Genomic DNA, 16,412 nt, shown 5'->3' with positions numbered 1-16,412 from the left:
CTTATGCTCCGTACATCACTTCCAAAACGTAAAATTCCGCAGATTCTGCTTATGCGCGCAGATTGACGTTAATCGTCTCTTGCGGTCGGCCATTGGCCGTACGGCGCGTATCGTTATTTTGACGATCCGCAACCTCAAGAATATCTTGGTTATTAACCAGTTCTGCCAATGTGATGTTGTTGAGGAAGCTGCTAATGCGCTCGCTCAAATCACGCCACAAAGTATGAGTCAGGCAACGATCACCACCCTGACAACCTTCTTTACCCTGGCAGCGGGTGGCATCGACAGATTCGTCAACGGCAGTGATAACCGCACCGACCGCGATTGCTGATGCATCTTTACCCAGCAGGTAACCGCCACCTGGACCACGAACGCTGGCGACTAAGCCATTTTTGCGTAACCGTGAAAAAAGCTGTTCCAAGTAGGATAATGAAATCCCCTGACGTTCAGAAATGTCGGCCAGAGGAACTGGCCCGTCATGGGAATGTAATGCTACATCAAGCATAGCGGTCACGGCATAACGGCCTTTGGATGTCAGTCTCATAGCTAAAATTACCTGTTGGTGAGAACAAGCCAGAACTTTGACATACCCGAGTGTTTCAGTCAACTATTTAACCTAGTAAATCGCTCAAGTATTATTTAACAATTCCATTTTCAATAATATGGAACAGTTTCTATAATAACCGATTGATATAAGGCATTAATTTTTGTTGTTATGCTCGCTGACATCAGCACCACGCTGTGGGTATTTATCTTGTTTCTCAATGGATGTCAGCATCCCACGCAGAATATTCAGCTCTTGAGCTTCCGGGCGCGCACGGGTAAACAGGCGACGCAACTTGCTCATAATCTGCCCCGGATGGGCCTGGCGAATAAAGCCAGTATGAGACAAAACCTGCTCCAGATGCAGATAGAAACGCTCCAGATCATCCACTAATGGATAAGGAGCTTCCTCTTCTTCTACTATTGGTGCTGCTGCTTGCTGGCGGTCAAGAAAAGCCACTCGTACTTCATAAGCTAAAATTTGCACCGCCATGGCCAGATTCAATGAACTGTATTCTGGGTTCGCCGGGATTGCCACATGATAATGGCACTTTTGTAGCTCATCATTCGTCAAGCCTACCCGCTCACGGCCAAACACCAGTGCTACCGGCGCATGTTCAGCTTCACGTGCGCTGCGCACGCCACATTCACGCGGCTCTAGCATAGGCCAAGGCAAGGTGCGCGAACGGGCGCTAGTACCGACCACCAAGTTGCATCCCGCCAGCGCTTCATCCAGGGTTTCCACGATGGTGGCATTGCCAATCACATCACTGGCACCCGCAGACAATGCAATGGCCTGCGAATCCGGTTTGACCAAAGGATTGACCAGATACAAATTGGTTAATCCCATTGTTTTCATGGCCCTGGCTGTCGAACCCATATTGCCGGTGTGTGAGGTTTCAACCAAAACGATACGAATATTGTGTAACATACAAACTCTGAAGATAACGGGGAATCGGCATATCTTAACACAGACATATACCCAAGCTACTTTGAGATTCAGGTAGGCGGCAACTGAGTGAATCCCCAGGAACTTAGATAACTAAGTGACTGGGGTGAGCAAGGGCAGCCAACACCCCTGCATCTTGAAGTGCGGCGGGTATAGGCATTTATCCGATCCCCTGCTATACTACGCGCCGTTTCTCGTTCTTTAACATCCTAGTGGAAGATACCCATGCATCCGATGCTGACTATCGCCATACGCGCTGCGCGTAAGGCCGGTAACCTGATTGCCAAAAATTATGAAACTCCGGACGCTGTCGAAGCGAGCCAGAAAGGCAGTAATGACTTTGTTACCAATGTTGACCGCGATTCAGAGAGTCTGATCGTTGACGTTATCCGTAAATCTTACCCAAAACACACCATTATTGGTGAAGAATGCGGTGAGTTGCTCGGCGAAGACTATGATGTACAATGGGTTATTGATCCACTGGATGGCACTACCAACTTCATCAAGCGTCTCCCTCACTTCGCAGTATCTATCGCCGTACGCATCAAAGGCCGTACCGAAGTTGCCGTGGTTTATGACCCAATGCGTAACGAACTGTTTACAGCTACCCGTGGTCAAGGCGCTCAGTTAAACGGCTACCGTCTGCGTGGCACCAATGCCAAAGATTTAGACGGCACTATTCTGGCAACCGGCTTCCCATTCAAAGTGAAACAACATGCTCCCGCTTATCTGCGCGTTGTGGGTAAACTGTTTGAACAGTGTGCTGATTTTCGTCGCACCGGTTCAGCGGCACTGGACTTGGCTTATGTCGCCGCAGGCCGTGTTGATGGTTTCTTTGAAATTGGCTTGAAGCCTTGGGATTTTGCTGGCGGCGAACTGTTAGTCCGTGAGTCTGGCGGTGTGGTAACTGACTTTGCAGGCGGCCATAACCACTTCAGCTCCGGCAATATCGTGGCCGGTAATCCGCGCGTGGTAAAAGGTATTCTTCAGTCTATAGTTCAGGCCGAAGTGAGTGATGCCCTGAAGCGTTAACTTAACAATTGTCTATACCCGAAGTTATTGGCGTTACAGCCAGGCGGCAAGCAAACGAATCCCGATGAGCTTACATAAGTAAGTGATTCGGGTGAATGAGCGCAGCCAACAAAGCTGTAGCATCAAGAACGAAGGGAATTAGCGCCCGAATGGCCTGACTCCGCCGATAAAGTCCGGTTGGCTGGAAAGATAAAGCAGAGCACCGGCAAACAGCAGAATAATTCCGCCGGTTAATGCCAAGGTCGCCCAAGCTATCGCCCCCCATGCTGCGGGTGCCCGCTTGCGGCTTAAATGCACCGCCAGCCGCCGCGCATAGTGAACAAATAGCGCCAGTAACGAGATGGTCAATGAGGTGCCGATGGCCATCGCAATAGCTGACAAAATACCCCACCAGTAAACGCCAATGACTTTAGCAAACAACAACACCATAATTGCACCGGAGCATGGCCGCATGCCCATCGCCAAAACAATCGCCAGACGAGTGCGCCAATCATTACCCGCTTGCAGTTCTTGAGAACTGGGCATATGGCGATGCCCACAGCCGCAATTATCGCTATGAACATGGTCAGCGCTCAATGGCTGTAGGCGCTGAATCCTGATTTTCTGCGGCCTTAATAATTTCACTTGATGATAAAGCCGCTTTATTGCACGGAAACACAATAAAACGCCGAGCGCGATAACCAACAGAAAACTACCTTTCTCCAGCCAAAAACTGCTTTGGTGCAAATAGCGGGAGGAGAGTTGCAATATGCCCAACAGCACAGTAACCAGCAAGATAGCGACGCCGCCTTGCAATATCGACGCCGCAAATGTCAGTTTCAAACTGTTTTTAAGTTGTGCCGGGTGGGTGGCAAGATAAGTCACTATCACCACTTTGCCATGCCCCGGCCCTACAGCATGTAGCACGCCGTAAATCAGGCTGAACATCATCAGCGCTAAACCGGCCTGATGCGGATTGGCTTTCACCTGTTGCAGTAACTGGGCCATCTGCTGATGCATACTTTTTTGCCAACCTACTGTTTTAAATAGCAGTTCCGGCCAATAAAACCATGCCACCTGCGCGGCAGCGGCCAGCAACACTAAAAACAGCACCAGTGGCCATAAATTTATTAGCCAATGTTTTGGCCGCGACACAGTGGCGAGACCTACTGGCATTGCACGGTGACCCGTTGGGCGAATTGTTTACCAAGTTCCATATCTTCTCCTGGTGAATCACTTTTATCCAAAGACAGTGCGTAAGCTTGTAATGATGCATTGGGATTGGGCGTGAATAAGGTCAATTTGCAGCTTTTTGCCATTTCAGCCGACAACCTTACCGCCTTATTGCCGTCATAAGTCATATCCACAAAATAAGTAGGGTCGTAAGTCGAGATAATAAAAGGCTTTCCGACCAGCGGCTGCGGTTCGGCCAAGGGCAAAATAAATTCTAAAACCGCCTGATGGCCCTTGCGCGACAAATGATATTCTGTCGGTAAATTTTTATATTTCACCGGCTTACCATCACGGTAGATATCAGTGAAATAGTGCTGCCCCAGCACATTCGCCATCACTTCAGCCGCCAGTTTCTTCCAGATTTCTGAGTCACTTTTGGCATTTTCTGCGTCATATAACAGATCCGCGGAAGTTATTTCATCCATCGTCCATACCATTTTTATTCCCACCAACGCCTGTTTTTCACTGACGAAACTGGCATCCATATCGATAAAACTATGAGGATGGGCCAGAGCCAGTTGGCTGTAAATCAGAGCGCCCCCCGTTAACAGCAAGGTAATCAGTCGGTTAACTACGCCAAGTTTGTTATAACATAACATATACTGCATTCATCAATCCTTGGAAATCCCACGATAACTGTAATGTAAGTTGTAAGTCGATGTAAAAGCTCCCAGCCCTAACCCACTGAATGAATCTCTTTTGCTATGCTTAAGCATGATGAATAACAACACATCCATCACGGAAGGTTATATGCACTTGGACACGTCTTCTGTGCCGCTGTTATCCAGTCAACCACTGTCCGGGCAACAACGCCGCTGCCATATGTTACTGATGCTCTTCATGCCCGCAAGCAGGGTACAACTGGAGGCTATCAGCCAACTCAACGGCGTCGAGCAGCCCACTACCCGGCAAGATATAGCCGAGGTTACCCATGAAATCCAGTGTTTCTACCATTTGCAACTGAGGGCCAATGCCGATGACAGCTGTTTGATTCAGGGCAGTCGGCTCGACAAAAGGCTGTGTTTAATCCACTGGCTGCGCCGAGGTGTTCGCTATTGCCCTGAGTTTATTGAGCACTATTTTGCCCCTAGTTTATATCATGCCCTCTCATGGGATAATCGGCTGATTTCAGAGGATTTACCCAACATAATCGCCCAATGTGAACCCTATCTGAACCGCCATATCAATGAAAAAGATCGCCAGTTTTTGCAACTGTATTTAGCTTATTGTGCTTGGGAAAATCGACAGCATGCCCTGCCAGAGTTATCCCCCACCCAGCAACAGTGGCTAGCACGTAAACCCGCGCTGGCAGCTGCTGACAGCTTATTTCATTCATTTAATCCGCTGCTGGGCGACCCGCTCAATAAAATCGAACGCGACGTGCTGATCCTGATGCTGACCATGATTAAGGCGCACAATTATCATGGTTCTCAATCAGCGGAAGATTCACGTCTGAATAAGGCCATCGACCAGTTAGTCATGCATTTTCAACAATTTTCCGGTATGACACTGAGCAGCAATGAGCTGTTGATGAGCCAGCTTTTTGCCCATCTCGCCCCAGCTATTGAGCGCTGTTATTTCAATATCGGCATTGATAATTCATCACTGGAAGAAGTTAACCGCCAATATCCCCGGCTGCTACGAACCACTCAGCAAGCGTTGGTGGCGTTCGAGCAAGAATATCAGATTCAATTCTCTGCCGACGAGGTGGCCCTGATAGCCATTAGTTTTGGTGCCTGGTTGATGCAGGGAAATGCATTACAGGAAAAGCAGATTTTGTTACTGACGCGGAATAATTCAGAGTTAGAACAACAAGTTGAACAGCAAATTCGCGAGTTAACTCTGTTGCCTTTGCATATTAAGTATTTGCCCTATGATGTGTACTTACGATCCGGTGCTCCCGCCGGGACTGCGGTGGTGCTGACCCCTTATGCCGTGGGACGGCCTGAATCAACCCCTCCGCTGATTCAGGTATTATTACCCATGAGCGCGCAACAAAATCAGCAGTTACGCCGCCTATTAGATTTATCCTAACGGGCGAGATCTTCCGGGTTTGCCACCACCCGAGGGCGAATAAACAGTACCGGAATCACTATCAATGCCATCACCCAGAAAACACCGCCCTGATAATGTTCGAACAGGAAACCCGAGATAATAGTCATCACCGCAATTCCCCCGCCCATCGCCAGTGCAGAATAAACCGACTGCAAACGAATCACATCCGCCCCGCGCCGGGCGGCAATAAAGCGCATCGCCGCCAAATGGCAAACAGTAAATGAGCCACAATGCAGGATTTGAATCAGAATAAGCCACGACAAATCCGTGGTGGAAGCCATTAGGCTCCAGCGGATAATGCCACTCACAGCGGAAAGCAATAACAGGCTACGGACAGTCCAGCGACGGAAAAGGACATTACTGAATGCAAATACCAGGATTTCGGCCACCACCCCCAAAGACCATAAATAGCCAATGGTTGCGGCAGAATAACCGGCCTCTTGCCAGTAAATAGAACTGAAACTGTAATATCCGGCATGGGCGCCTTGCAAGAGAGTCACACACAGCAAAAAACGCCATACCTGCGGCTCAGAGAGCAACACTTTCCAGTCGGTGGCGGCCACATTGCGGTGTTTAACCTCGCCCTGCGGCATCACACTCGGTTTCAGCAATGCTCCCAGTAACATGGCTGAAATGCCAAACAGCAAGCTGTAAAGAATCGCCGGATGACCCCAAACCGAGACCAACTTGCCGGTCAATGCGGAACCAATAACAAAAGCCAGTGACCCCCATAGCCGGACTTTGCCATAATCCATGGTTATCTGTTTTTGCCAGGTCGCCGCCAGCGCATCGGTCAGTGGCACTAATGGGCCAAAAAATAGGTTAAAACCGGCAATAATCACCATTAGCCAAGCCCAGCCATTGCCAAACCAAAAACCCACGGCGAAAGCCAATGTCAGAAGCGCCAGAATGCGGATTGCAGTCACCAGATGGGATGGGTCTTTAACACTGGGGGCAATAATCAAGCTGCCGAGAAAGCGCGAAATTAATCCAGCGCCCAGCAAAATACCAATGGTTTCAGGCGGTATCCCTTCCCCTTGTAACCAAATGCCCCAGAAAGGCAGGAAAATCCCATAAGAAAAGAAATAAGTGAAATAACTGAGCGACAGCCAACGTGTTGATTGCAATACCATGAATCCCTCCGAGGTCAGCCGGTCACTGTGACAGAGGCCCCGCCTGCTAGCAACTTTGTCATTAGGTAAACATGTAATTTGAGATTAGGTTCACATTTACGTGATGTTAATAACAAAAAACCCGCATTACGCGGGTTTTTATTAGAAAAATTTAATCGGCCGAAATTATGCGTAAACCGGGAAACGGGCGCAGATAGCCAAAACTTTCTGTTTGATACGTTCGATAGTGGCTTCATCGGTGATGTTATCCAACACATCACACATCCAGCCAGCCAGCTCGCGAGATTCTTCTTCTTTGAAACCACGGCGCGTAATAGCCGGGCTGCCGATACGCACACCGGAAGTGACAAACGGGCTTTTCGGATCGTTTGGCACGCTGTTTTTGTTCACGGTGATATTGGCACGACCCAAAGCAGCATCGGCATCTTTACCGGTGATGTCTTTATCTACCAAATCAAGCAAGAACAGGTGGTTATCTGTGCCGCCAGAAACCACTTTGTAACCGCGTTCCAGGAAGACCGCCACCATAGCTTTCGCGTTCTTAGCCACTTGTTGCTGATAAACCTTGAACTCAGGTTCCATAGCTTCTTTCAGCGCAACCGCTTTGCCCGCAATAACGTGCATCAGTGGGCCGCCCTGGTTCGCTGGGAATACAGACGAGTTCAATTTTTTATACAGATCTTCATCACCGCCTTTCGCCAAAATCAAACCGCCGCGTGGGCCAGCCAGTGTTTTGTGCGTAGTGGTGGTCACGACGTGTGCATGTGGAACGGGGTTAGGATAAACACCCGCAGCCACCAAACCAGCGACGTGCGCCATATCGACAAAGAACCATGCGCCGATGCTATCAGCGATTTCGCGCATTTTTGCCCAATCAACAATACCGGAATAGGCAGAGAAGCCGCCGATGATCATTTTTGGTTTATGAATTTCGGCCTGACGCGCCATATCTTCATAATCAATTTTGCCAGATTCGTCGATACCATAAGGAACGATATTGTACAGTTTACCGGAGAAGTTAACCGGTGAACCGTGGGTCAAGTGGCCGCCGTGTGCCAGATTCATCCCCAGAACAGTGTCGCCGGGTTGCAGCAATGCAGAGTAAACCGCGACGTTCGCCTGAGAACCAGAATGCGGCTGCACGTTGGCGTAATCAGCACCAAACAACTCTTTGGCACGATCAATCGCCAGTTGCTCAACAATATCGACATACTCACAGCCACCGTAGTAACGCTTGCCCGGATAGCCTTCAGCATATTTATTCGTCAACTGAGAACCTTGTGCTTGCATAACACGCGGGCTGGTGTAGTTCTCAGAGGCAATCAGCTCGATGTGCTCTTCCTGGCGCACCACTTCTTGCTCCATTGCACGCCATAGATCTGCATCATAATCGGCAATGTTCATTTCACGCTTTAACATCCGGCTCTCCTGACTTAGCTAACAAAATAGACCTGGTGGACTGCCCTTCTGGGCTTTATGACACAGTGTAAACTGTTTCCCCCCCGTTAAGATAGGTCTTGACAGAGGTTTTTACGCAAACGATTGGCTCCAGACTGCGTAAGGCTTTGACCTGTTCAGACTTCATTCAATGCAACGGAATTATACTCATATTCATTATGTGATTTTTTCACATTCTGTGAACTGACACTACGGAGTCATCTCTGATAAGGGCAATGTGCATTTACAAATTACAGGGCATTCTATAAGATGCATTTAAAATACATGTATTGATTTACACACTAATAACACCCAAGTCATCGGCATTTCAGTCAGGACGCAGGGGATAAATCTTTAAGGAGCACCGCATGCTGGATAACCACACTATCGCCACTGTTAAATCCACCATTCCATTACTGGCCGCCACCGGCCCCAAGCTCACGGCACATTTCTATGACCGTATGTTCGAGCATAATCCTGAACTCAAGCACATTTTCAATATGAGCAATCAGTTTAATGGCGATCAACGCGAAGCCCTGTTCAACGCCATTTGCGCTTATGCGGCAAATCTTGACAATCTGGCCGCTTTATTGCCCGCAGTTGAACGTATTGCCCAGAAACACACCAGTCTAAACATTCAGCCCGAGCATTATTCAATAGTCGGCCATCATCTTATAAACACACTGGATGAGCTGCTCTCACCGGGCCAGGAAGTGTTAGATGCCTGGGGTAAAGCTTATGGGGTGCTGGCTGAGGTGTTTATTACGCGGGAAAGCCAGATTTATCAACAGGGTGAGTCTGCAACCGGTGGCTGGCGAACCTTGCGCCGTTTCCGCATCATCAAAAAAGAGATGCAGAGCGACGTGATTTGCAGCTTTTTATTAGCACCAGAAGACGGTGGCCGGGTGCTGGATTTCAAACCGGGCCAATATTTGGGAGTCTATATCGAAGATGAGTGGCTTGAATATCAGGAAATCCGCCAATATTCCCTGACTGCTGCCCCTAACGGAAAAACCTACCGCATTGCGGTAAAACGCGAAGAGCAAGGAACGGTTTCAAACTATTTGCACCGTGAATTGAATGAAGGAGACAGTGTTCGCATCGCCCCTCCTCGTGGTGATTTTTTCCTGGATATTACGCCGGAGACACCTGTGGCGCTGATTTCTGCCGGTGTGGGCCAAACCCCAATGTTAAGTATGCTCAATACCCTGCATAAACAGCAGCATTCCGCGCCGATACATTGGTTACATGCGGCTGAAAATGGGCGAGTTCATGCTTTTGCCGAGGAAGTCGCCGCGATAGCAGAAAATATGCCCAATATCAGCCGCCATGTGTGGTATCGCGAACCAACGGAGCAGGATAAGCACGGGGAAAATTATCACAGCGAAGGGTTGATGGATCTCAGTTCACACCAGTGGCTGGCAGCCGATCCTAACCGACATTATTACTTCTGCGGCCCACTCGCTTTTATGCAATTCGCCGGCCGCCAACTATTAGCGCAAGGGGTGGCATCCGAGCACATTCATTATGAGTGTTTTGGCCCGCATAAAGTTATTTAAACATTGAATTTTATTTAATTTCACAGGGGATGCTCTCAGTGATCCCCTGTATATCCGTTATAAAAAAAACCTCTATACCCGTCATCTTTCAAGCTGCATGCGCGTTGGCTACGTTCAATCACCCGAATCACTCCTTGAGGCTCACCCTGCGGGCCAGCGCAAGCGCTGTTCAAAATGGTTTACAACCAATTTGTCTCTCGTTTGCCGCCTTCCTGCAACTCGAATTATTTAGGGTATACTTATCGATTTTAAATGTGGTAGAACGTGATTTAGATCTCATATATCCTAATTTAATATTGCCACGATGAGACATTCGGATGAATGTCTAAATATTCATATAACTGAAAATTAATAGTGTGGCTAACTTTGTCCCTCACTATTCATTGCCCTGTCATTCGGGGTGAATTAAGGCTGAATTGATCTACCATGAGCAAGAAATTCATAAAAAAAGAAGGATTGGCATTGGTATCCATGGCGCGCTATCTAATTGGTGAGTGCCCTGGCAATCGGCTTAAAACTATTGATGAGTTATCCGATAATTTCGGTATCTCCGTCGGCGTAGTACAGCATGCCTTAAAAGTGCTGGAAGCGGATGGCGCTATTATTGTTGAACGCCGTGGCCGTAATGGAACCTTACTGGTTGATCTGAATATGCCGCTGTTACTGCAACAAGCGGATCTGGGCAATATGGTGTGCGCCATGCCACTGCCTTACACCAAGCTTTATGAAGGTTTGGCCAGTGGTTTAAGAGAGCAATTTACCTTACTTCCCCTTTATTTTGCCCATATGCGTGGGGCAGAAGTGCGAATTGAATGCCTGATAGACGGCATTTATGACATGGCGGTGGTTTCGCATCTGGCAGCTAAAAGTTATCTCGATCAAGGAAAAGTCGCACTGGCGTTGAATTTGGGCAATGGTTCTTATGTGGATGGTCACCAACTTATTTGCCGCCGTGGTGAGCAGCATAAAATTCGTAGAGTCGGGTTAGATCCGCGTTCACCTGACCAATGTTTGCTGACTGAAATTAAATTTGCCGGGCAACCTATCGAATTAGTCGAATTACCTTATAGCGACTGTATCGCACATATAAATCGTGGTGATATTGACGCCGCCATTTGGAATCTGGCAGATAATATTCCCCATGAGGATTTACAGGCAATAAAGCTGCAAGGCGATGAGCGCTATATTCAAGCCTCGCAAGCCGTTATTCTTATCCGGCCCGATAATCACCCCATCAAATTACTGCTGGAAAAAGGGATTAATGAAACATTGCTGCTTAACCACCAGCGAGCTGTACAGCACGGCGAGATAGTACCTCGCTACTAATCATATCAATCTGGCAGAAAGCCAAGCTATTTTCAGGAGGCCACTCTTTGAAGATTTGTATTGATGCACGTCTTAATATTTTGTGTCAGTCCGGGGTTATTGATAGTGACATTGGCCAAGGATTAGACCAGGTTATCAACCGCTTAGAGTATTTTTGGCAATTGCCAGTGCAGAGTGAGCAAGGTGTTATGGCGATCACTCATATGGCGAATGCATTAATGCGTACCCGCCATGGTGAAGAGATCCACCCGCTGGATCCTGCAATATTAGCGGAAATTATCCAAAGTGAAGAAATTCACTATATCCGGGAGATAAATCAGGATTTGTTGGCCTATTTTTCCCTAAAACCCGCAGAAAATGAAATTGGATATTTACTCGCTAACCTTTACGGTTTATATCTTTCTAGTGACACGCCCCTGCTGCGTTAAAGCATATTGGTGGGGGTGATGTGCGGAAATACAACACCAGGGTCTTTTTCATTATAAATATTCAAAATAATAATAATTTAACAGCCATCATTATGCAGGGCGATCCAAAGAGGAACATAAAAAAACCCATTAAAACAATATGATAGACTCATTTATACGGCTATTTCATTCTGGCACCAGGGAAAATTTCAGCCCAATAGTCATTGTTATCGAGGTGGAACAAACTAAAGCCAATAACTTTGGCTTTAGAGATAAAAAAAGCCCGTATCGTTTTGTGACGATCGGGCTTTCTTATTAGATAACTGACTGAAGTTAAATAGCTTCTTCGTCTTGTTCGCCGGTACGAATACGCACTACACGGGAGACATCAAAGACAAAAATTTTGCCGTCGCCAATCTTACCGGTCTGAGCCGTTTGCATAATGGCTTCTACGCAGGTATCCACGATATCGTCAGCAACAACAATTTCGATTTTTACTTTTGGCAAGAAATCCACCATATATTCAGCGCCACGGTACAACTCGGTATGCCCTTTCTGGCGGCCAAAACCTTTTACTTCTGTCACCGTCATCCCGGTAATACCGACTTCAGCCAGTGCCTCACGGACATCATCGAGTTTGAATGGCTTAATAATCGCGTCAATTTTTTTCATGGTGAATCCCTGTTTTACCAATTCTTGCGGCCAAAGCCTGATGTAATCGGATAACGTCTATCTTTACCAAAGTTGCGGGCAGTAATACGCGGCCCGACAGCAGACTGACGCCGTTTATATTCGTTGATATCTACCAGGCGGATGACTTTACGCACGATAGTTTCATCAAAACCGTCAGCAACCAAATCGGCAACTGACTTATCTTGCTCGACATACCCTTCGAGAATGGCGTCCAAAATATCATAAGGTGGCAGGCTATCCTCATCTTTCTGATCAGGTGCCAGCTCCGCTGACGGCGGCCGGGTAATCACCCGCTGCGGAATCACGTATGAAACGGTATTACGATATTCGGATAATTTAAATACCAGCGTTTTGGGCACATCTTTCAGCACATCAAAACCGCCCGCCATATCACCGTACAATGTGGCGTAACCGACCGCCATTTCGCTTTTGTTACCGGTAGTTAACACGATGCTGCGGCGTTTGTTTGACAAGGCCATTAGTACCACCCCACGGCAGCGCGCCTGAAGATTCTCTTCAGTTGTATCGCGCTTGCTGCCAGCAAACATCGGTGACAATTGTCCCATAAAAGCATCGAACATCGGCTCGATAGAGAGCACATCAAATTCGATACCCAAAATTTCGGCTTCTTCTTTGGCATCAGCAATACTGATATCGGCGGTGTAACGGAACGGCATCATCAATGCCTGAACCTTATCTTTGCCCAGCGCGTCCACAGCAATCGCCAGTGTTAATGCTGAGTCAATCCCGCCCGATAGGCCGAGAACCGCGCCATTGAAACCGTTTTTATTCACGTAATCACGCACCGCCAAAACCAATGCCTCATAGACCTGGGCCAATGGCGGTAACTCTGCGGCAGGTGCGGTCATCGGCACCACTTCGCACTCATTGAACTGCAATAAAGTGGTTTGCTCAGCAAATGCCGCCAAACGGTGGGTCATATTGCCGGCGGCATCGAACACCTTGGAACAGCCATCAAAAATCAGTTCATCCTGACCACCGATTTGGTTGAGATACACCAGTGGTAAACCAGTGCGCTGGCAGTGAGCCGCCATCAGCGTTTTGCGGATATAGGGTTTTTCCCGGTTGTACGGAGAGGCATTGATAGACAACACAATTTCTGCACCCGCGGCTTTAACCGCATCGACCGGGCCATCAAACCATAAATCTTCACAAATCAGCAGGCCAAGACGATAGCCTTTCAGCTCCACGACACAACTTTGATGACCGGCTGAAAAATAGCGTTTTTCGTCGAAGACACCGTAGTTGGGTAATTGCTGTTTGAAATAGCGCCCCTGCAATTTACCGTCAGCGAACAGTGATAGCGCGTTATACAGCTCACCCTGTTCGCGCCATGGGTGCCCAACCAACACCGCCGTCTGCTGCGTTGCCGCCTGCAAGCGATTTAATTGCGCTTCACAGCGTTGGTAGAAATCATCACGATACAGCAGATCTTCTGGCGGATAACCGGACAAAGCCAGCTCGGAGAACATGACTAAATCAGCTCCCGCCTTTTGCTGCTCATGTAAAGTCTGCAACATGCGTTCAGTATTGCCTTCGATATCGCCGACCAGCCAATTTAACTGGGCTAATGCAATGGAAAGTGATCTGCTCATTAGGATTTAAACTCGGTTGTCAGTGTTGTCATTGATTAACAACAGTTATTCTTTAAAATCGTTGGCATCCAGCTCATGGCGTGACAACAATTTATAAAACTCGGTACGGTTACGCCCCGCCATCCTTGCAGCCTGAGTTACATTACCTTTAGTGATTTGTAGCAGTTTACGCAAATAATTCAATTCGAATTGATTGCGAGCCTCAACAAAGGTTGGTAACGCCGTGTTTTCGCCTTCCAATGCCTGTTCAACCAGCGCCTCACTGATAACAGGCGCAGAGGTTAATGCCACGCATTGCTCAATCACGTTGACCAACTGGCGCACATTACCCGGCCAACTGGCGGTCATGAGCCGTTTCATAGCATCGGTTGAGAAGCTACGAACAAAGGGTTTATGGCGTTTCGCTGATTCACGTAACAAATGGTTAGCTAACAGCGGAATATCTTCTGAGCGCTCATGCAGCGCGGGGATCTTGAGATTCACTACATTCAAACGATAGTAGAGATCTTCACGAAATTCATTTTTTGCCATTGCTTTGGGCAAATCACGGTGAGTCGCTGAAATGATCCGCACATCAATACTTAAATCACGGTTACTGCCCAATGGGCGCACTTTGCGCTCCTGCAAGACTCGCAGCAATTTCACCTGCAAAGACAGCGGCATATCGCCGATTTCATCTAAGAACAGTGTCCCGCCTTCAGCGGCCTGAAATAGCCCTTCGCGGCTACTGACTGCACCAGTAAACGCGCCTTTGGCATGGCCGAATAACTCGGATTCCAGTAACTGCTCTGGCAATGCACCACAGTTGATGGCGATAAAAGCCTTTTTCGCCCGTGGGCTGGCAGCATGAATAGCTTGCGCCAAGACTTCTTTACCGGTGCCGCTTTGCCCATTGATCAACACACTGACATCCGATTGCGCCACCATTTTGGCTTGCTCTAGCAAGCGCAACATCACTGGGCTGCGGGTGACTATCTCTTCACGCCAGGTATCATCACCGGCAGGAATAGAAAGTTCTAGCGCTGCATCAATTGCTTTATATAAAGCATCGCGATCAACCGGCTTGGTCAGGAAGCTGAACACTCCCTGCTGAGTGGCGGCCACAGCATCAGGAATGGAACCGTGGGCGGTCAGAATAATCACCGGCATACCCGGTTGATGCTTCTGAATTTCAGCAAATAGCGCCATACCATCCATTTCGTCCATGCGCAAATCACTGATAACCAAATCAATTTTCTCACGCATTAACAAACGCAATGCTTCCTGCCCGCTTTCGGCGGTGGTGACATTAAAACCTTCACTGGTTAAACGCATCCCCAACAACTTCAGTAAGCTGGGGTCGTCATCAACCAGCAGTAGATTGGCCGGTTTGCGTGGCGTCATGAGATTCCTTATTCGTCGCAGGTGGAACGTCAGTTGGGGGGACAACTGGCGGTGTATAAGTATCAGCCGGTTTTTCTCCCGGTTGCGGCGCAGGTTTATTGTCTGCTGGTGACTCTGTTGGCTTGTTTTCAACCGGGCCAGGCGCAGCTGGCTTAGTTTCAGACGGTTTAGCTTCAACTGGCTTAGTTTCAGCCGGCTTGGCTTCAGCCGGTTTAACTTCAGTCGGCTTGGCTTCAGTCGGCTTGGTTTTGGCCGGTTTAACGTCCGTAGGCTTAGTTTCAACCGGTTTGACTGGCTCTACTTTTGGCTGAGAATCAGCCTCGGCTGGCTTAAGTGCCGCTGCGGCGGCAGCTTTGCTATCCGCATCAGTTTCCGGGATCTCATTTTGCATTTGCTTACGTGATGAAAGCTGCCGTTCAATATCGGTTAGATTTTCCAGTTTGCGGGTGGTATCCAATAAATTATATTGCAACCGAACCTGGCTTTCTCTCAGACGGTCAATTTGCGCGTCGGACTCCTCTTGCAAGCGCTGATAACGCGTGCGCTCTTCAGCCAGAGAAATGCGCAGCACCTGCTGCTCTCGCCACAATTGAATTAGTGGGCGCACAGCGCCGGGGAAGCTTTGAGTATAACTGTTTAAGCGCTCAACCACCTGACGGCGCTCAGCAATTGAAGGCTCAGAGCTGCTCACCAAAATACCCTGCTTAAAGGCGGCTGACCACGTGACGACCGGTAAAGACGCGGCTAATGCTCGTGCTTGAGTTGACCCCAAGCGCTCAGCACAATCCATCGCCCGCAGCCAATAAAGGGAGTTTTCCAGTGTCTCTTTATCATCAAAACTCCACAGCACATCGCAGGGTAGAGTTCGATAATCAATGATTTTCGTTTCCGGTATCACCATCTGAACGGCTTGGGAAAAACGGCCAACGGTCGAATTATCAGTACATCCCGTGAGTAATAGCGGGGCCAGCAACAAAGCTCGCCAAAAAATACCCGAGCCAGATTTACCCACCAGCTTGTTGGCAGTAGTTGATGTCTGACATGACAAAAAGACGGTCTTTTTCATT

General features: G+C 48.3%; 15 protein-coding genes. 5 read left to right on the top strand and 10 right to left on the bottom strand.

All coding sequences use genetic code 11. The features are described from left to right. Positions 1-49 precede the first annotated feature (49 nt). Together iscR and trmJ are read right to left on the bottom strand one after the other, a co-directional pair. A complete protein-coding gene (gene iscR, locus FTA91_RS16590) occupies positions 50-544 on the bottom strand; it encodes a Fe-S cluster assembly transcriptional regulator IscR (RefSeq protein ID WP_004393583.1) in 495 nt (164 codons plus the stop codon). Positions 545-700: 156 nt separating this feature from the next. Next, entirely contained in the window at positions 701-1,474 is a 774-nt protein-coding gene (trmJ, locus tag FTA91_RS16585; RefSeq protein WP_050115808.1) for a tRNA (cytosine(32)/uridine(32)-2'-O)-methyltransferase TrmJ, read from the bottom strand. 243 nt (positions 1,475-1,717) lie between these two features. Between trmJ and suhB the strand changes: the two genes are divergently transcribed. Continuing rightward, entirely contained in the window at positions 1,718-2,524 is an 807-nt protein-coding gene (gene suhB / locus FTA91_RS16580) for an inositol-1-monophosphatase (protein ID WP_004393585.1), read from the top strand. A gap of 138 nt (positions 2,525-2,662) precedes the next feature. Here the strand turns inward: suhB and FTA91_RS16575 are convergent, their stop codons facing one another. Further along, positions 2,663-3,679, bottom strand: a complete 1,017-nt coding sequence (locus FTA91_RS16575; RefSeq protein ID WP_050115806.1) for a nickel/cobalt transporter — start codon at positions 3,677-3,679, stop codon at positions 2,663-2,665. Beyond that, positions 3,670-4,344 (bottom strand): DUF1007 family protein, encoded by a 675-nt coding sequence (locus FTA91_RS16570; RefSeq protein ID WP_145536104.1) that lies wholly within the window; start codon positions 4,342-4,344, stop codon positions 3,670-3,672. The genes FTA91_RS16575 and FTA91_RS16570 overlap by 10 nt, the downstream gene beginning before the upstream one ends. 142 nt (positions 4,345-4,486) lie before the next feature. On the opposite strand from FTA91_RS16570, the gene csiE reads away from it, so the two are divergent. After that, the gene (gene csiE, locus FTA91_RS16565; RefSeq protein WP_145583643.1) at positions 4,487-5,770 is read left to right on the top strand and encodes a stationary phase inducible protein CsiE; all 1,284 of its coding nucleotides are present in this window, start codon (positions 4,487-4,489) and stop codon (positions 5,768-5,770) included. Here the strand turns inward: csiE and FTA91_RS16560 are convergent. Together FTA91_RS16560 and glyA are read right to left on the bottom strand one after the other, a co-directional pair. Next, positions 5,767-6,924 (bottom strand): 3-phenylpropionate MFS transporter, encoded by a 1,158-nt coding sequence (locus FTA91_RS16560; protein WP_145536106.1) that lies wholly within the window; start codon positions 6,922-6,924, stop codon positions 5,767-5,769. The genes csiE and FTA91_RS16560 overlap by 4 nt on opposite strands. Before the next feature lie 165 nt (positions 6,925-7,089). Further along, positions 7,090-8,343, bottom strand: coding sequence for a serine hydroxymethyltransferase (gene glyA, locus FTA91_RS16555; RefSeq protein WP_050115802.1), 1,254 nt, complete (start codon positions 8,341-8,343; stop codon positions 7,090-7,092). Positions 8,344-8,729: 386 nt separating this feature from the next. Between glyA and hmpA the strand changes: the two genes are divergently transcribed. The 3 genes from hmpA (at position 8,730) to FTA91_RS16540 (ending at position 11,674) form a co-directional block, all read left to right on the top strand. Further along, on the top strand, positions 8,730-9,920 hold the full coding sequence (hmpA, locus tag FTA91_RS16550) for an NO-inducible flavohemoprotein (RefSeq protein WP_145583641.1): 1,191 nt from the start codon (positions 8,730-8,732) through the stop codon (positions 9,918-9,920). 426 nt (positions 9,921-10,346) lie between these two features. Beyond that, positions 10,347-11,246 (top strand): GntR family transcriptional regulator YhfZ, encoded by a 900-nt coding sequence (yhfZ, locus tag FTA91_RS16545; protein ID WP_050115800.1) that lies wholly within the window; start codon positions 10,347-10,349, stop codon positions 11,244-11,246. 47 nt (positions 11,247-11,293) lie between these two features. Continuing rightward, positions 11,294-11,674 (top strand): PRD domain-containing protein, encoded by a 381-nt coding sequence (locus FTA91_RS16540; protein WP_050115799.1) that lies wholly within the window; start codon positions 11,294-11,296, stop codon positions 11,672-11,674. 312 nt (positions 11,675-11,986) lie between these two features. Here the strand turns inward: FTA91_RS16540 and glnB are convergent, their stop codons facing one another. Genes glnB through qseG form a run of 4 tightly spaced genes read right to left on the bottom strand, consistent with a single transcriptional unit; the run spans position 11,987 to position 16,411 of the window. After that, on the bottom strand, positions 11,987-12,325 hold the full coding sequence (gene glnB / locus FTA91_RS16535) for a nitrogen regulatory protein P-II (protein WP_002231018.1): 339 nt from the start codon (positions 12,323-12,325) through the stop codon (positions 11,987-11,989). Between the two features lie 14 nt (positions 12,326-12,339). After that, on the bottom strand, positions 12,340-13,962 hold the full coding sequence (locus FTA91_RS16530; protein ID WP_050115798.1) for an NAD+ synthase: 1,623 nt from the start codon (positions 13,960-13,962) through the stop codon (positions 12,340-12,342). A 45-nt stretch (positions 13,963-14,007) separates the two neighbouring features. Beyond that, positions 14,008-15,345 carry a two-component system response regulator GlrR gene (gene glrR / locus FTA91_RS16525; protein WP_005159455.1) on the bottom strand — a complete coding sequence of 446 codons (1,338 nt, stop codon included), beginning with the start codon at positions 15,343-15,345 and terminating at the stop codon, positions 14,008-14,010. Further along, positions 15,308-16,411, bottom strand: coding sequence for a two-component system QseEF-associated lipoprotein QseG (qseG, locus tag FTA91_RS16520; protein WP_145536108.1), 1,104 nt, complete (start codon positions 16,409-16,411; stop codon positions 15,308-15,310). Before qseG ends, glrR begins: the two co-directional genes overlap by 38 nt. Between the last annotated feature and the right edge of the window lies 1 nt (position 16,412).

The organism is Yersinia thracica (genome assembly GCF_902170565.1).
Classification (GTDB): domain Bacteria; phylum Pseudomonadota; class Gammaproteobacteria; order Enterobacterales; family Enterobacteriaceae; genus Yersinia; species Yersinia thracica.
This window is presented reverse-complemented; position numbering and strand designations above follow the sequence as displayed.